The organism is Shinella sp. OV683, assembly GCF_057787725.1.
The window spans coordinates 108,723-124,540 of record NZ_JBYMED010000002.1 but is presented as its reverse complement, the minus strand read 5'-3'; the positions used below and the strand labels follow the sequence as shown (position 1 = coordinate 124,540).

Sequence of the window (15,818 nt, the reverse complement as noted above, 5' to 3'; positions counted from 1 at the left end):
TAGGGTGGAGCGGCCCCTGGCAGCCCGTCATGGCGACCACATGGGCTCACAGCTAGTCCTGCTCGTCGCCTTCTTCCGCGAACTCTTCCCGCGCAAGCGCCGGCCGGCTGAGCAACCCGGCATCTTCCAGCCGCTCGATGTCAGGCAGATCCCGCAGCGTCTCCAGTCCGAAGCTTGAGAGGAAATGCTTGGTCGTGACATAGGTATACGGCGCACCCGGGGTCGGACTTCGCGGTCCGGAGCCAAGGAAGCCTGCATCGCGGAGGCTGGCGATCGTGTCGCGGCTGACCTCCTTGCCAAACATTTTCGACAACTCGCCGCGCGTCAGCGGCTGCAAATAGGCGATCGCCGTCAATACCGCCGCCTCGTGCTCTGAGAGAGACGCCGAGGACGACCGTGTCGGTACCTGCGAGGCGCGGATCGCGGATGCGTAAGCCGAACGGCTTCGATGCTGCCAGCCGCCGGCGACCGCGACGATATCATAGGGGCGGCAACGGAGTTCCTCGCGCAGGTCGTCGATCAAGAGATCGATGCTGCAGTCCTTGCCCACCACGCGCGCCAATATCTCGCGTGCGACCGGCTCAGCCGATGAAAAAATTACCGCTTCAACTCTGAGCATCCACTCGCGCCAGCGCAAATCCGGAGGCAAGTCCTCGAGTTCCCGGTCGATCAACACGTCGTGTTGCGGACTTCTGTCCGATTGGCGGCGCCTGGCTTTTGCTGCGGCTGCCTCCGCCATGGTCATAACCCATAAATCCGGAACGATGCCCGGCCCGACAGCTCTCGAACGGCGCCCAACGCTTCCAGCCGTTCGAACAGTCTTCGGCTGGCCCAGCGCGATAGGTCGGTGCCGGGCGCCGAAGATGACACGGCGTCTTCGTCGAGCAGTTTGCGGATGACCGCGTCGCCTCCCTTGGTCCTGACTTTCGGCGCAATCGCGACCAACTGGTCGGCGCGGCGGCCGATCTCACCGGCTGATCGCAGCGCCGAGCCAGCGCATTCGATCAAAGCCAAGCACACCGCCCGATCAAAACCTTCGTCGCCGGGCCGCACCCGTCCCCGGCCGCCGATCGTCTTGAAGGCCGCGCCGTAGCGTTCGGCCAACGTCAGCGGCACGCAAAACTCCCAGCCCAGTCTTTCCGCCAGCAGCCGGTCCGCCAGCCACCATGCCAGGATTTCGGCATCCGGGCGCGTTGCGCAGATCTTGCTGACCAGATCGGCGAGGACGAACGGGACGGCGCGCGCCGACTGCAGTCCGTCGTCGAAGAGATCGGCGACGTCACCCAGATTTTCCCGACGCAGTGCCAAAAGATCGGCCAGGTCTTCGAGCGCCTTGCTGTGGATCGACCGTCTTTTTGCAGCCAGCCTTCTGAAGGCCAAAACCATGCTTCCGGCCGGTCCGGGATCATCACCGGGCGCGGTGTGCAGAACGGCATCGCGGAGGGCCCTTTCATCCTCGTTGCGGCCGAGCAAGCGTACGGCGGATTGCGCGCATGTCAGCGCTTGGCGGGCGCGCCAGCAGCCAGCCCAAGCGGGTTCGGCGCGGACGAGATCATCCAGGCATTTCAAGGCAATGCCGGCGGCGAAGGCCGCGTCGACCTCGCTGGGTTCGCGCCCGCGCGACAAGGCCCAGCCGGGCAGCTTGGCTGGCTGTATCGGTGTCGTCGGAGGTGCGGCGGCAAACGAATCCATGCGGCAGAGCATAGATTATACGTGCAGTTTTCACCAGACATATAACGTCAAACCGCACAGCCTGTCGAAAACAAGAAACGTCCGATAATCTTGCATTATCGGACATTATTTTGCATGCTTGAAAGGGGCGAAATTTTTGTGTAGAAATCTAGAAAGACCGATGTTTTTCTAGATGAAAGTTACCACAAGTGAGCCTCAGCATCAAGGATCCGGAAGCCCATCGCCTGGCCCAGGCGATCTCCCATGCCACCGGAGAAAGCATGACCCGCGTCGTCACTGAGGCGTTGCGCGAGCGATTTGCCAAGATAGAACGCCGAAAGGGCCGGGCCAGTGTCGAGGAACTGCTGGCGATCGCCGACCGCGCCGCCGCGCACGTCAAACGCCCCTATATCGATCACGCCGACTTCCTCTATGACGAGAATGGCATTCCGAAATGATTGTCGATACCTCGGCGCTGGTCGCAATCCTTTACCGTGAGGCCGAAGCGGAAAGTTTTGTAGAACGTATCCATGAGGCTGAAACAGCCCGGATTAGCGTGGCGAATTATGTCGAGTTGTCCATGGTGGTGGAAAGCCAGATCGGACCTGATGGTATGCGGCAGGCCGAAGCATTTTTCCGCCGTGCCGGCATCATCATCGAGCCTGTCACAGTTGAGCATGGAGAACTGGCCCGGCAGGCTTTTCTCGATTTCGGCAAAGGGCGCCACAAAGCCAGCCTCAATTTTGGCGATTGCTTTGCCTATGCCCTTGCCAAAGCCTCTGGCGAACCGTTGCTATTCAAAGGTAACGACTTCTCGCAAACCGACGTCCAGGCGGCTTGATCATGCCCGATGATTCGCAGTCGATCGAAGACAACTCCCAGATCCTTGCTGCTCCGAATGAGCCCCCTCCCCTGCCGGTGCATCTGCAGGCCCTGACCAATCGTGCCCGTAGGTATGTCGAGGCGGCCAGTTCCATCAACACCCGCAAGGCCTATGCCAGCGACTGGAAGCATTTTGCCACCTGGTGCCGGCGCCAGAATGTTTCCCCCCTGCCTCCGGATCCGCAGGTCGTCGGCCTCTACGTCACTGCCTGTGCCTCCGGAATCGCCGAACGCGGCACGAAGCCGAACACCGTATCGACGATCGAGCGCCGCCTCTCCGCCATCGGCTGGAATTGCGCCCAGCGCGGCATGCCGCTTGATCGCAAGGATCGCGCCATCGCCACCGTGATGGCTGGCATTCGCAATACCCACGCGTCCCCTCCCCGGCAGAAGGAAGCCGTGATGCCGGAGGATATCATCGCCATGCTGGAGACGCTGGACAGGGGAACCCTTCGCGGCTTGCGCGATCGGGCCATGCTGCTGATCGGCTTTGCCGGCGGCCTGCGCCGTTCCGAAATCACCGGGCTCGATCTTGGCCGGGACCAAACAGAGGACGGGCGTGGCTGGATCGAAAACCTCGACAAGGGCATGTTGGTGACGCTGCGCGGCAAGACCGGCTGGCGCGAGGTGGAGGTCGGCCGCGGCTCCTCCGACGCTACCTGCCCGGTCGTCGCCGTCGAAACCTGGGTTAAGTTCGCCAAGCTGGCCAAAGGCCCCCTGTTCCGCCGCGTCCGGGGCCAGGGCAAGGATGTCGGACCGGACCGATTGAATGACCGCGAAGTGGCTCGTCTCGTCAAGAAAGCAGCCCTTGCTGCCGGCGTCAGGGGCGATCTCAGCGAGGGTGAGCGCGCGCTCAAGTTCTCGGGCCATTCGTTGCGCGCCGGCCTCGCCTCCTCGGCCGAGGTCGACGAACGCTATGTCCAGAAGCAGCTCGGCCATGCCAGCGCCGAAATGACCCGAAAATATCAACGCCGCCGCGATCGCTTCCGCGTCAACCTTACCAAAGCATCCGGGCTTTGAGCTGCCCCTCCCCTGGCCCGCGTGAAACAGTTGGGGTCAAAACGAAGGCCGAGATTTCAGCTCATGGCTTCAATTAAAATCGGGAAGTAAAAGCCACAGGTGTGCTGCAGGCGACAAGCTACTGCCGTTCCGAGAAAGACAACGGGTAGGCGGCGTTGCGGATGGCGAGCATTGGATCGGCAATGCCGACGCCCGGCAACATAGTGCCCGGCATGAATGACAGCGACCTGTCGGCCAGCGCCGTGTTCGGACCAACCTTGTCGATCGTCAGCACGCCGAGCTTCACCAGCTTGCGGCTCTCCGGCCACGGCGTCGACGGATCGGCGAGGTCGTCGCCTTTTTGAGCCAGCTGGGCATACCAGGTAAACGTGATCGGCTGCCTGGCGACCCGTGCGCTGATTTCCTCGCGTAGGTAATCCGGCGATTTGCCAGTTAGGGTTGCGGCGTCGAGATAGTGTTCGCCGGCGCCGGGGACGAGGCGGAAGCGAACATAGGTGCTGCTGTGTGCTGCATTCGAAAATTCGAAGGCATTCACCCCGAAATAGGTGGTGGTCGCCCAGCTTTCGGGTGGTGGCGTCTGGGTTGTCAGGAAATGTCTGGCAGCAGGATGGCCGGCCAGATAGATCTCGATCGGGGTCGGCTTTGCTGCGCCCGGGCCACTGGCGGCGATCGCTTCGAGCAGATCGCCGAAGTCGGCAGCGGTCTTTGTCGGAAAGCCATTATAGCTATGGGTCACCAGGTCGAAATTGCTGCCGTCAGGCATCAGGAACTTGACCCCCAACCCGCGCGGCTGGCCGTTCGGGTTGGTGTCAGGGATTGCCGGCAGGCCGGTGAAGTCGGAGAAGCGCACGACCATCGGCACGCTGGCGTTGAACAGATCAGCTCGGGTGAAAGCGATGGCGCCGGCATCGGGCTGGAATGAACCCGTCAGGATGAAGCCCTTGGTGTGCACCGCCCGCATGTGGTGGGCGCCGAAAGCGGCATGAAGATCCTCGACGAGATGGCCGGGTGTTCGCTCGGCAAGCTGGGACGGATCGGTGATCGACTTGCTCTCCGTAGGCGTGACCAGTTGGACGCCGGCCGGCAGACTGGAGTCGGCGCGAGCCGTCGCGGAGAGCGTGGCAAACGATAGCGCCATCAGCATAAGCTGGGCGAGGCGAGGACGGGTTCTGTTCATCAGGGGAATTCCTCTATGGACGGGATTTGACGAGGGTGAATCTGGATCGGAACCGGATATCGATATTGCTCGAAGCGGGCGGCATTTGCAGAAATGGATGTTATTGCACGTCCCGCCAGAGCGCCGGATGCACGCCGACGATGTTGACGAACTCCTCGACCATCTGGCCGACGGTATGATGTCGGCAACTAGCCGTAAGCCGATCGGTGTTGTCGATATCTAGGCGCGTTGCACGCGCTGTTCGTGCAGGAAGAGCATGATGGATCGCTGCTGATGCAATATATTGCCGGCATCGGCTATCGCTAACGTCCCTCCCCTTCTCTAGCCTCCATCCTCTCAGTCGGGGTGACGCCCGGCAATCTTGCCGAGCGCAACCTTGTAGACAATCAGCACCGGCGTTGCGGCGACGAACAACAGCGCGACAGTGAAGAAGGCACCGTCGAAGGAGATCACCGTCGCCTGCGTCGTCACCTGCCTGGCCAGCAGGCCGATCGCCGCCTTGGCCGCCGAACCAGCATCGAGGCCTCGGTTGGCCAGCAAGCCGGCGGTCTGCGACAGCCGCTCGCCGATGGCGAGACGGCCGTTGGTGATGCTGGCCACCAGAACGGTCAGGTTCTGCGCTGTCTGATGGTCGATCTGCGTCTGCAGCATCGCGGTGCCGATCTGGCCGCCGGCGAGACGGCCGAAATTGAAGAGCGCCACGCCATAGGCGAGACTGGCACGCGGCAGGCCGCTGAGCGCGACCAGCGTCAGCGACAGGAACAGCAATCCCAACCCAAGGCCACGCAGCAATATGGCCGGCATCATGTCCGGGGTGCCGCTTTCCGCATTGGTGCCGGAGAGCCACCACATCGACGTCATGAAGATTATGATGCCGAAGGGCACGGTTGCGATCGGTGGAACACCACCCCAGCGAAACAGCGCAGCCGCGAGAAGCAGCGCAGCGACAAACACGAAACCGCTCGGCAGCAACAGCAAGCCGGCTTCGGTCGGCGTCATTCCCAATACCGAGACGGCAAAGGCCGGGATGAGATAGGAGCTGCCGCTGAGGGCGAAGCCGGCGACGAAGGTCACCAGAAACGCGAAGGCAAAACCCTGGTGGCGGAATATCGAGAGATCAAGCAACCGTTCCGTCTTTGAGCCTAATTGCGACAGGATGAAGAGCGCCAGCGCGGGCAGGCCGATCAGGGTCAGGATGACGATCCGGCTGTCATCCAGCCAGTTCCAGCGGCTGCCTTGATTGAGCACGTAGCTCAGGCATATCGCTGCAATTGCTGCGAGCACAAACCCCGGCCAGTCGAGGCCATTGCTCGCGACCTCGGTCTCGATTGGTCCGGCGGCGATCACCAGAGCCAGCGCGACCAGACCAATACCGAAGGCACTCATGAAGATCCAGATCCAGGACAAGCTGTCGATGGTCCATCCTGATGTCAGCGGTATGAAGGCAGCCGGCGCCACAACAGCGCCGACCGCAAACAGAGCCTGCAGCAACGGCTGCCGCGCCTTGGGAAACAGCTGAAACAGTGCCGTCTGGGCGCCGACCAGCAGGACGCCGCCGGCAGCACCCTGCAGCACGCGCAGCGCCACCAGCAGGCTGGTGTCTGCCGTCAGCGCCGCAACACCGCAAGCGAGCGTCATCAAACCAGTCGCGGCCCGGACGGTGACCGTGCCGGAGAGCCGGTTCATCAGCGATGGCGCGATCAGGAAGGCAGCAAACTTCGCCGCCGTATAACCGACATCGAGCCAGGCAAATTCATCCGGCGTCGCATGAGTATCGCCGATCATATCCAGCCGGCCCGTCGATAGCACCGTGCCGGCGATGGCTTCGGTAAGGGCGGCAAGCATGACGCCGAGGATCAGCAGCCACCCACCAGCAGTTACCGGGGTCACCGCGTCCGTCGGTACATTCGGCGAGTCAATCTCGATGTCCCCGGCCGTGTCCATCACTTCTCTCCTTCGGGCAAAGCGACGCGCACCGCGACCCGGGCCGACAGGCCGGGCACCAGCCTGCCAGGCAGCGGATTCTCCGTCAGCCGGATCTTGACCGGCACCCGCTGGACGACGCGGACGAAGTTGCCGGTGGCATTGTCGGCCGGCAGCAGGCTGAAAGCAGCGCCGCTACCCGGCGCCAGGCTGTCGACGGTGCCGCTGATCTTGACATCCTCATAGCCGTCGACGCTAACCCGCACCGGCTGGCCGACGCGCACTTGCTCAAGCTGCGTTTCCTTGAAATTGGCGATAACCCAGACATTGTTCACAGGCACGATGTCGACCAGCGATTGGCCCGGCGTGACATAGCGACCGACCCGGACCTGGCGATTGCCGACGACGCCGTCGATCGGCGCGCGAACCACGGTATTGGCGAGATCGATGCGAGCGAGATCCCGCGCCGCAGTGGTCTGGGCCAGCGACGCTTCGGCGGCCTGCTTCTGGGCGGCGACAACGTCGAGCTTGCGGCGCTGCGCCTCAAGCGCTGCATTGGCTGCCACGACAGCGGCATTCGCCTGGTCGCGCGCCGCCTGCACCTGGTCAAGCTGTGCCTGGCTGGTAGCCTTGGTTTCCACCAGATGCTGGATGCGATCGAGGTTCTGATCGGCCAAGTGCTGGGAGACGAGCGCCGCCTGCCGCTGGGCGTCGGCTTGCGCAATCGTTGCCTGCTGCAGGCTGGCCTCGGCCCGATTGTTGGCCAGCGCAGCATGGGCGGCAGCGATATTGGCTTCGGCTTGCGCAAGCTTGGCGCGATAGTCCTTGTCATCGATCCGAAAGAGCAAGTCGCCCGCCTTCACCACGACGTTGTCGTCGATCGACACCGCGATGACATAGCCGGAGACGCGGGGCGCGAGCGACGTGATGTCGCCGCGCAGATAGGCATTGTCGGTCGCCTCTTCGAAGCGGCCGGTCGTCCAGTACCGCACTCCCCAGGTGCTCGCAAAGCCCATCAACAGTAAGGCCAGTCCGCTGAGAATTCCAATCTTCAGAAGCCGTCGCACGATCTCATCCTTTCGTGGTACCGATCATTACCATTTGACAAATATGGTACCGTACCGTACCAGTCAAGAGAAAGATTGAACGAAAGGATCGAAAATTGGTGAACGCAGTATCCAAAAGACCGACGCCCAAAGAGCGGCGTCAGTTGATCCTCGACGCGGCCGCCGATGTCTTCTTTGAAACGGGCTATGCGGCCTCGAGCATCGACCAGGTGATTGCCCGGATCGGCGGCTCGAAGCGCAATATCTACAATGAGTTTGGCAGCAAGGAGGGCCTGTTCACCGCACTGGTCCTCGCCAATTCCGACCGCGCGGTGTCGGCGCTCGAACTGGGAGAAGTCGAAGGTCGGACGTTGAAGGAGATTCTGATGCAATTCGGGCTGCGGCTGTCCATGGTCTATATGTCGCGTACGCAGATCGGTACCTATCGCGTGATTGTCAGCGAAGGGCAGCGATTTCCGGATCTGGCGCGGGAATTCTACAGCAAAGGCCCGGGTCGAGCGATCTCGCGGCTGACGCAAGTTTTTGAGGACGCGCATGCGCAAGGTGAAGCGTATATCGGCGATTGTCGGAACGCCGCCAACCATTTCGTGTCAATGCTGCGCGACAACGTCCACCTCGAAGTGCTGCTGGGATTGCGCCAGCCTCTCTCCGAAGCCGAAGCCCAAATCTCAGTTGCCGCCGCTGTCGAGGTCTTCTGGAATGGCGTGTGCAAACGCTGAGTGGTTCCATCATTCGGTGGAAGGCTCGAAAAGATGCGCGAAACATCAAAAGCGTAACGGCTTGATGACAGAGCCCAGAGCGCGGGGATGCTTAAACACCGGCGCACACGTTGGAGGCCAGAGAGGGAACACGCCATGCCCAGACAATCGCTGACGGCCGTCGAGCCGGTTTTTCACGACGATGCGTCGCCGACGGTGGACGCAAAACTGGTTTGCGCCACGATCGTTCATGACTTCAATAACCTGCTGACCCCGATTGTCAGCATCATGACCGAGCTACAGCGCCAGCGCGTCGGCACGCCGCGGCAACTGGCACGGATCGATGGCGCACTATTCTGCGCCTTCAAGGCGACCGCGCTGGCTCGCCAGTTGCTCGATGTTGCCGAATTCGGACGTTTCGAACGCCAGGCGATCACGGTGACTTGCCTTGTCGCGCCGCTGGAAGCCGCGCTGGCTGGCATGATGCCGGCTTCGACTCACTGCACATTCGACTTGCCGGACGACCTGCCGGCTGTCCTCATCGATCGTAGGCTGATGGAGCGGGTGCTGATCAATCTGGCGATCAACGCCCGCGACGCGATGCCATCCGGTGGCCAGTTCTCGATTTCTGCCAGCCTGTGCGAGCCGATTGAAAAGGCGCTTCCGATGTTACGCCTTTGCGTCACCGACAATGGCCAGGGGATGCCGGAACATCTGGTTCGGCAAGTATCGCAAGCGCGCTTTTCGACCAAGCCCAACGGCACCGGGCTCGGCCTGCAGATGGTGCGCAATGTGGTTGAACGCCAAGGCGGCGATCTCAGGATCGAAAGCTCGCCCGGCAAAGGCACAACCGTGGAGCTCCGGCTGCCGCTGGCCTCGCCCTGTTGCCCCAATTGACGCCGTCACAAGCGACAGCCGAAACGCCGGATCAATGGCGGAGTACATTTCGCCAACTCTCGGGCACGACACCGGTGACGTTCAGGAAAACCCGCGCCAAATGCGGGGCATTGGCAAAGCCGCATTCGCGCGCGATCGTTTCGAGCGGTGCGGTCGAGGTTTTGAGCAGGGTCATGGCTTTCTCGACCCGGCGCTCCGTCAGCCAGCGGTAGGGCGTCATGCCAAAGCTCTCGGCAAAGGCGCGGCGAAAAGCCGATAGCGACATGCCACACTGCTGCGCAATGCCAGTCAGCGACAGATCGCCGCTGAGAGAAGAGGCGATCATCTCGGTCGAGCGGTTCATGTGGGTTTTCGACAGGCGGCCGGCCGTGTCGGAGACGGGTCGCCTGCAGGTAGAATAGGTCGACATGACGTGCGCGGCGGCGGCGGTAGTCAGCGAATCGACGAAAAACCGGTTGGCTTCCTGTGGGCGCTCGAACGCCGGCCGCAGCGTCTTGGCGATCGTGGTCAGGATCGGATCGTCCATCCCCCTGCCGGGGTCGTTGGCGAAGTGATCGATGCGCGGATAGCCTTCCATCTCCGCCATCCGGTCGAGCGCAGTGCGCGGCAGATAAAACGAGATCTGATGGAACGGACAAACGCGATAGCCGATCCATGTGCGGCGCAGGTCGAAGATCGAAACCGTGCCGGCTTGAAGCGGATCCGCATCCATCGGCTTGCCATCGACCCAGAGCACGCGCTTCCTCCAGTCGCGGAGCTGCAGCGAAATCAGGAACGCGTCCTCGTTGGCGACCGGCGACGTCATCTGGTTGTCGGCTATATCGCAACGCAGTTCGGTCACGCCGATCTCGGCCTGATGCAGTGCGTTGCGAGTGATGAACGCCGGTGCCGAACCGACATGGAATGCCTTGGCCAGGCTGCTGCCGAATGCACCTTCATGCGTCATTGCGTGCTTCCATCGGCATCGCGGCCGTTGCGCAGAGCGCGTTTCCACGCCCCTCAAAAGAATAGGGAGCGGGAAGCGCGGCAGATTGTGTATTCCTGCCGTTCATGCCGAATCCAGTCACAATCAGCCTCCTGCCGATTGCTGTTTCGGCAAAGGTGGCAGCGCCGTCAGCCCGACGCAGGCGGCAATCAGGGCCGCTGCCGACCATAGGAATGCCCAAGCATAGCTACCCGAAAACTGCCTGATGCCTGCATAGATGAGCGGTGACGTGGCGACGCCGAACAGGAATGTGGCGTAGAGAAGGCCGATGACGCGGCCATAGTGTTCATAAGACACATAGCGCGATGTCATAAATGACAACAAATCGACCTCGGCGCCCAGCGACAGGCCGACCAGCAGGGCGGCAAACGGCACAGCCGATGGACCCAGAACCGAGATGATCAGGAATCCCAGGGCACTCAGGCCGATCATGCCGATACCCACCCTGGCAGCCGGCAATCGGTCGAGCAAGAGGCCGGTCACCAGCCGACCGATGACGAGCGAAATGCCGAGCAAGCTCGCCAGTCCCACGGCCCGTTGCGCACCGAATTGTGCATCGATCAGCATCGGCACGAAATGAACGACAACGCCACCAACGCCGACGGCAATCAGGAAAAACACTGCCGAGAGGCGACGGAACGGCGCTACGGGCAATGCCGGTTCAGTCGCCGGGGGCGACGAGGACGCGGTCTTATCCGGCGAACCGCTGCGATCAACGATGAGGAGGCCGGCAATCACAGGCAGAAGCACGGCGGTAACCGTTGCCAACAGCAGGAAGCCACTTCTCCAACCTTCCCGGGCGAGCACCGGTCCGAGCACAAGCGGGCCGAGCGTACCGGGCAGGCCAGTGCCGATCAATGACACGCCGAGCATGATGCCACGATGGTGGTCGAACCTGTGAACGACGAGGCGCGACAGTGTCACCGGCGTGCAGCCGGCACCGACCATCGCCATGCCCACCAGGATTGCCCAGAAATAATGCAGGCTTTCGCCCATCCAGCTGAGCAGCCAATATCCGATAGCCAGCCCGGCAAGGCTGAATGCGATCATCCGCAGTTCGCCCAGGCGGCGCACCAGATGACCGGCGACCAAGGCGGTCAGCGCCGTTCCGACCGTGATCAGGAAGACACCGAACGAGATCGCCGTGCGGCTCCAGCCAAAGGCCTCCTGCAACGGAACGATGAAGAGGCCGATCGTATAGGGCGGCAAGGTATGAAGCCCTATGCCATGTCCCAGAATGCTTGCCAGGATCGTCGGCCAGCCGCGAGTTCGGTGATTTCCGGGGGGGTCAACGCTCAGTGTACGGCTCCTGGCTGGATCGACGGAAAGAAGGGAACTAATAGCTAACCGCTAATATCGAGGGTGGCACGCGCGATCGACCCGCGCGGTCGCGATTGTGACCAAATCCGCCAAATCGAAAGGGATTTTACAAAGCCGCTCGATTGACCAAAGACAGTTCCTGGATCAAGTATCAGCTGAACGGAATTCACCAGATCAAGGCACCCTGAACGTGGCGCGTGATTTCAGCATGCAGCATTCGACGGCACAGGGCGGCGCATTCGGCGAGGCCATTCGTGAGCCGCTCGGCCTTGCTCGCGCGCCGGTGCTACAGGCGAGTTCGTTTCGCCACGCAGTAATCGCAGCAACGGAACTGAAATACGACAGCCCGATCAACGGCCGGACTAAGCCGCTGCCAGCTGACGACGCCTATTACTTTTCCATTCATTTCCGCGATGTCGGCGAACGGCGGCTCTGGCTGGGCGACAGAGAAGTCGAAGCCGCCCCGGTAACCGCCGGCTCGCTGGCCATCCATGACCTCCGCCACCATCTGGCATTCGGCAGCAAATCCGCGCTGCATCTCATCGGTTTCTATTTCCCCAAGGATGCAGTCGATATTCTTGCCGATGAAGCCGGCCTCTCCGGCATTATCGGTTTTCGGCTGCGCCCGGGCGACGCCGTGATCGACAAAGTGGTACTCAATATGGCCAGTCTGCTGCTGCCAGCCTTCCAGGTTCCACAACAGTCCAATCGGTTGTTCACAGACAGCCTGATTCTGGCGATCGGCGCCCATGTGCTGACGGTCCATGGCCAGGCCGATGGCCGGCGCGCCGCCGCTAAGGGCGGGCTTGCCCCATGGCAGGAGCGTCGCGCCAGGGAACTACTGCTCGCCAACCTCAACAAGGACGTCTCGATCGACGACATTGCCAAGGATTGCGGCCTGTCGAACAGCCGCTTCTCGCGCGCCTTCAAGGAGACGGCAGGCACGTCGCCACATCAGTGGCTGCTCGGCCAGCGCTTGGATGCCGCTAAGCTGATGCTGGGAGATGACGATCTGCCGCTGTCCGATATCGCGCTTTCCTGCGGTTTTTCGGACCAGAGCCATTTTACCCATGCCTTCAGCAAAACCAACGGCATGAGCCCCGGCGCATGGCGGCGGCAACATCGCACCATCCACGCTGTGACAGACACGCCTCGTCAGTAGGCGATCTGCTCAAATCTCGCTGTATCTCTGCTATAATTCCTTCAATACGTCCCGGACAGGCAAACACGACGGAAATCGCCAAGACGAATTCCAATATTTCAGTGAATATCAAAAGCATCAAAAAACTATCGTCGCCGCTTTTGGGTATTCAATGGATGGAAATGGTCATGAACAATCACGCCTCAAGTTCACGTAAAATATCGAAAACAATTATAGACTTTCAGGATGGCATGATTGCCGAGGATCTGGCGCGCTGTGTCGTCGAAGGTCTCAAATCTCTCTATGCTCATCTCAAGATTGGCGCCCCTATTCTCGTCGATGACCTGGTCAGGACCAATGAACTCATCCGCGAGGCGCTGACCATGGTCGGCGCTACCTCCGCCAACGACGCGCAAGCACTTGCGTATGACGGGCGCCAACCGGGCATCGCCCGTGGCGGCCTTGCCGGATGGCAAGTGAGAGCGGTCAACACCGTCATCCGCGAGCAGCTCGATGCCTCGCTTTCGGTTGCCGACCTGGCCGCGGTCACCCATCTGAGCGAAAGCCATTTCAGCCGTGCCTTTCGCGCCACATGCGGACGCTCGCCGAAGAAATATCTGGTGGCAGCGCGGATCAAGGCGGCGCAGGTGATGTTGCTGAAAAGCAGAGCGCCGCTGAGCGAAGTCGCGTTGAATTGCGGCTTCTGCGACCAAGCCCATTTCACCCGCGTCTTCCACGTCCTCACCGGGCAATCTCCGCGCCGCTGGCAGCGCGAGCGGTGGCTTGGTGAGCCGGCAGAAGATCTGCTGGCCGCGGAATAAGTTCGCCGCGGCCGGCGGCGTCCAGAACCATGCGTCTGGACGCGCGATTTCGACGTACACTTACGCGCTGGCCAACGCCTATCATGGCGCGTGCGGGATGTCGCGCACCTGTGCGGCAGTCAGTTCGGGAGGAAGAAAGCCGATCTGCAGCAGCAGCGAGAACTGATCCTGCAGCGTCCAGTTCTCGACCACCCTGTCCTGCTCAAAGCGCCACATCGATATGACACGCACTTGCACCGGCTTGCCGGTGGCGGGAACTCCGGCATAGAAACCGGTATGCGTGCCGCGCCAGAGCACGCGGATCACCACCATGTCGCCCGTGGCGATGATATCCTCCACTTCCGTCGTCAGGTCCGGGAACCCGTCCAGCCGTGCAACGATATTGCGTTTCGGGCCGGCCGGTCCGACCTCCGCGCCGTTGGTGGCGAAGCACCCGGCAAACAGCGTGTCGGCAAGGGCGATGTTGCCGCGCCATCCTTCAGTGAACCACTGACGGGTGGCGATGGCGTTGGCTGCGGTCTGGCCGACCGTTGTGGTCATGATAGCCTCCTCAAGGGCTGTATGAAAGGAGAGGGGCCGGCCAAGTTGGCCCGCCCAGCGGAGCGGCGGTTCAGACACCTTCGACGGCGAACAGGATTTTGGAGAACTCCCCGGCGGTCTCCTTCCTCGCCCAATCGCGCTGTAATTCGCAGAGCAGCTGCGTCCAGCTGGCCGGTTGGGCACCTGCCTGCAACATGCGGTCGAGCCCGGCGCGATGTGCTTCAATTGACGTGGAGCCGACGGTGTCGACAACCGGATAGACTTCGTAGCCCTCTGCGAGAGCACTCAACACCGGAAAGGCCAGGCAGACCTCGGTCCACAGACCTGTGACGATCAGCTTGCGGCGGCCGGTTGCCCGCACTGCATCAGCGAAGGCCGGATCTTCCCAGGCATTCAGCGTCGTGCGGTCGATCGGCTCTTGGCTCGGGAAAACCTCACGCAGATGATGGATCATCGGCTGATTGAGGCCAGTTTTGACATTGACGGTCGACAGAACGATCGGCAATCGATAGAGTTTTGCCGCTTTGGCCACGGAGACGATGTTCTCGACCAAGGCGCGGCGATCCATGGACGCGATCGACGACACCTGGATTGGCTGGTAGTCTATGATCAGTAGGGCGGCATTCTGTGGTGACAGCAGGTGGTCGCCTGCATGATTCGCGGAATTGTTCATTTTCTGGTTCCTTGTGATGAGCTTATTGCGCGACGCAAACGCGCGTTGAGGCCTGCCTTGGCAAGCTGGCGCTATTTGACCGCAGCGACGGCGTCGAGAATGACGTTGGCGACATCCTTGGGCCGCGACAGCATGACGACGTGGCTTGCCGGCAATTTGGTGATTTTGGCGCCGATGGCCTTTGCCATGGCCGCTTCGGCGGCGGGCGGGATCATGCCGTCATACTTGGCGACGATGTACCAGCTCGGCTTCTTCTCGTAGGCGGCCTCGGTCAGCTTCTCGTCGAAAATGCCGGCGAAGGCCGGTCCCTGGGTGGCGGCGGCTACCTTGATATCTTCCCGGGACAGATCCTGGGCGAAATATTTCGCCACCCCCTCGTTGCTGAGCCTGAGGTAGCCGCCGCTGTCGGGTCGCAGCATCGCAAGCCAGGGCGCGGGCGGCTGGCCCTTGCCAAGATCGTTGATCGACACGCCCTTGGGCGGCGCGAAGGCGGCGACATAGACCAGGGCCTTGACCTTGTCGTCCATGCCCGCCTGGCTGATCACCAGGCCGGCCCAGGAATGGCCGACCAGGATGACCGGGCCGGGCTGGGCGTCGATAACGCGCTTTGCGGCATCGACATCGGCGGCGAGCGAACTCAGTGGGTTCTGCACCGCCACGACGTTCAATCCCTTGGCTTCGAGCAGTGGGATCACCTTGCGCCAGCTGGAACCGTCGGCAAATGCGCCATGCACCAGCACGACGGTCTTTGGCGTCTCGGCCGCACTGGCCATGGGGTGTGACAAAGCAGCGGCGATCAGCGTCGCGGCTGCAAAGGTAGCAATTTTTATCAGCGACATGGGCGTTCTCCTAAAAGCGAGGACTCGACAGGCGGCCGCACGACTGCGGTCAACCTTCCCACGCTTTAATGTGCAAGCGGTCGAGGCGATTGCAGGAACGGTTCGCAATTGTCCAAAGCTGCGCGAGATGGCCAAGGCCGCGGCTCGCCTCCGAAAAGCGTGAT

Annotated in this window: 17 protein-coding genes; 7 read left to right on the top strand and 10 right to left on the bottom strand. The window is 61.7% G+C overall.

The genetic code is table 11. The features are described from left to right. Window positions 1-52: 52 nt before the first annotated feature. Window positions 53-745, bottom strand: a complete 693-nt coding sequence (gene scpB / locus ACXHRN_RS27545) for an SMC-Scp complex subunit ScpB (protein ID WP_488642273.1) — start codon at window positions 743-745, stop codon at window positions 53-55. Next, window positions 742-1,692: a DUF1403 family protein gene (locus ACXHRN_RS27540; RefSeq protein WP_488642272.1), complete on the bottom strand. Its 951-nt coding sequence runs from the start codon at window positions 1,690-1,692 to the stop codon at window positions 742-744. Before ACXHRN_RS27540 ends, scpB begins: the two co-directional genes overlap by 4 nt. 188 nt (window positions 1,693-1,880) lie before the next feature. On the opposite strand from ACXHRN_RS27540, the gene ACXHRN_RS27535 reads away from it, so the two are divergent. The 3 genes from ACXHRN_RS27535 to ACXHRN_RS27525 are packed head-to-tail and all read left to right on the top strand — an operon-like array spanning window position 1,881 to window position 3,573. After that, window positions 1,881-2,129 (top strand): type II toxin-antitoxin system VapB family antitoxin, encoded by a 249-nt coding sequence (locus ACXHRN_RS27535; protein ID WP_488642271.1) that lies wholly within the window; start codon window positions 1,881-1,883, stop codon window positions 2,127-2,129. Next, window positions 2,126-2,512: a type II toxin-antitoxin system VapC family toxin gene (locus ACXHRN_RS27530; RefSeq protein WP_488642270.1), complete on the top strand. Its 387-nt coding sequence runs from the start codon at window positions 2,126-2,128 to the stop codon at window positions 2,510-2,512. The genes ACXHRN_RS27535 and ACXHRN_RS27530 overlap by 4 nt, the downstream gene beginning before the upstream one ends. Before the next feature lie 2 nt (window positions 2,513-2,514). Beyond that, window positions 2,515-3,573, top strand: a complete 1,059-nt coding sequence (locus ACXHRN_RS27525) for a site-specific integrase (protein WP_488642269.1) — start codon at window positions 2,515-2,517, stop codon at window positions 3,571-3,573. 118 nt (window positions 3,574-3,691) lie between these two features. On the opposite strand, the gene ACXHRN_RS27520 is transcribed toward ACXHRN_RS27525, so the two are convergent. The 3 genes from ACXHRN_RS27520 to ACXHRN_RS27510 form a co-directional block, all read right to left on the bottom strand. Next, on the bottom strand, window positions 3,692-4,750 hold the full coding sequence (locus tag ACXHRN_RS27520) for a catalase family peroxidase (protein ID WP_488642268.1): 1,059 nt from the start codon (window positions 4,748-4,750) through the stop codon (window positions 3,692-3,694). A gap of 336 nt (window positions 4,751-5,086) precedes the next feature. Further along, window positions 5,087-6,694 carry an MFS transporter gene (locus ACXHRN_RS27515; RefSeq protein WP_488642267.1) on the bottom strand — a complete coding sequence of 536 codons (1,608 nt, stop codon included), beginning with the start codon at window positions 6,692-6,694 and terminating at the stop codon, window positions 5,087-5,089. Next, window positions 6,694-7,689 (bottom strand): HlyD family secretion protein, encoded by a 996-nt coding sequence (locus ACXHRN_RS27510; protein WP_488642306.1) that lies wholly within the window; start codon window positions 7,687-7,689, stop codon window positions 6,694-6,696. Before ACXHRN_RS27510 ends, ACXHRN_RS27515 begins: the two co-directional genes overlap by 1 nt. Before the next feature lie 149 nt (window positions 7,690-7,838). Here ACXHRN_RS27510 and ACXHRN_RS27505 point away from each other — a divergent pair, with 149 nt between their 5' ends. Together ACXHRN_RS27505 and ACXHRN_RS27500 are read left to right on the top strand one after the other, a co-directional pair. Further along, the gene (locus ACXHRN_RS27505; protein WP_488642266.1) at window positions 7,839-8,459 is read left to right on the top strand and encodes a TetR/AcrR family transcriptional regulator C-terminal domain-containing protein; all 621 of its coding nucleotides are present in this window, start codon (window positions 7,839-7,841) and stop codon (window positions 8,457-8,459) included. 135 nt (window positions 8,460-8,594) lie between these two features. Continuing rightward, on the top strand, window positions 8,595-9,335 hold the full coding sequence (locus tag ACXHRN_RS27500) for a sensor histidine kinase (protein WP_488642265.1): 741 nt from the start codon (window positions 8,595-8,597) through the stop codon (window positions 9,333-9,335). A gap of 31 nt (window positions 9,336-9,366) precedes the next feature. Here the strand turns inward: ACXHRN_RS27500 and ACXHRN_RS27495 are convergent, their stop codons facing one another. Continuing rightward, window positions 9,367-10,281 (bottom strand): helix-turn-helix transcriptional regulator, encoded by a 915-nt coding sequence (locus ACXHRN_RS27495; RefSeq protein ID WP_488642264.1) that lies wholly within the window; start codon window positions 10,279-10,281, stop codon window positions 9,367-9,369. A 123-nt stretch (window positions 10,282-10,404) separates the two neighbouring features. After that, window positions 10,405-11,529, bottom strand: coding sequence for an MFS transporter (locus ACXHRN_RS27490; RefSeq protein ID WP_488642263.1), 1,125 nt, complete (start codon window positions 11,527-11,529; stop codon window positions 10,405-10,407). Between the two features lie 319 nt (window positions 11,530-11,848). Between ACXHRN_RS27490 and ACXHRN_RS27485 the strand changes: the two genes are divergently transcribed. Next, window positions 11,849-12,802, top strand: coding sequence for a helix-turn-helix domain-containing protein (locus tag ACXHRN_RS27485; protein ID WP_488642262.1), 954 nt, complete (start codon window positions 11,849-11,851; stop codon window positions 12,800-12,802). A gap of 101 nt (window positions 12,803-12,903) precedes the next feature. Then, complete coding sequence (locus tag ACXHRN_RS27480) at window positions 12,904-13,602, top strand: helix-turn-helix domain-containing protein (protein ID WP_488642261.1); 699 nt, start codon at window positions 12,904-12,906, stop codon at window positions 13,600-13,602. Between the two features lie 81 nt (window positions 13,603-13,683). Here ACXHRN_RS27480 and ACXHRN_RS27475 read toward each other — a convergent pair whose 3' ends face one another. From ACXHRN_RS27475 to ACXHRN_RS27465, 3 genes are all read right to left on the bottom strand, one after another. Next, on the bottom strand, window positions 13,684-14,142 hold the full coding sequence (locus ACXHRN_RS27475; protein ID WP_488642260.1) for an ester cyclase: 459 nt from the start codon (window positions 14,140-14,142) through the stop codon (window positions 13,684-13,686). 70 nt (window positions 14,143-14,212) lie between these two features. Further along, window positions 14,213-14,815, bottom strand: coding sequence for a hydrolase (locus ACXHRN_RS27470; RefSeq protein WP_488642259.1), 603 nt, complete (start codon window positions 14,813-14,815; stop codon window positions 14,213-14,215). A gap of 71 nt (window positions 14,816-14,886) precedes the next feature. Further along, window positions 14,887-15,654 carry an alpha/beta fold hydrolase gene (locus tag ACXHRN_RS27465; RefSeq protein WP_488642258.1) on the bottom strand — a complete coding sequence of 256 codons (768 nt, stop codon included), beginning with the start codon at window positions 15,652-15,654 and terminating at the stop codon, window positions 14,887-14,889. Window positions 15,655-15,818: the final 164 nt, after the last annotated feature.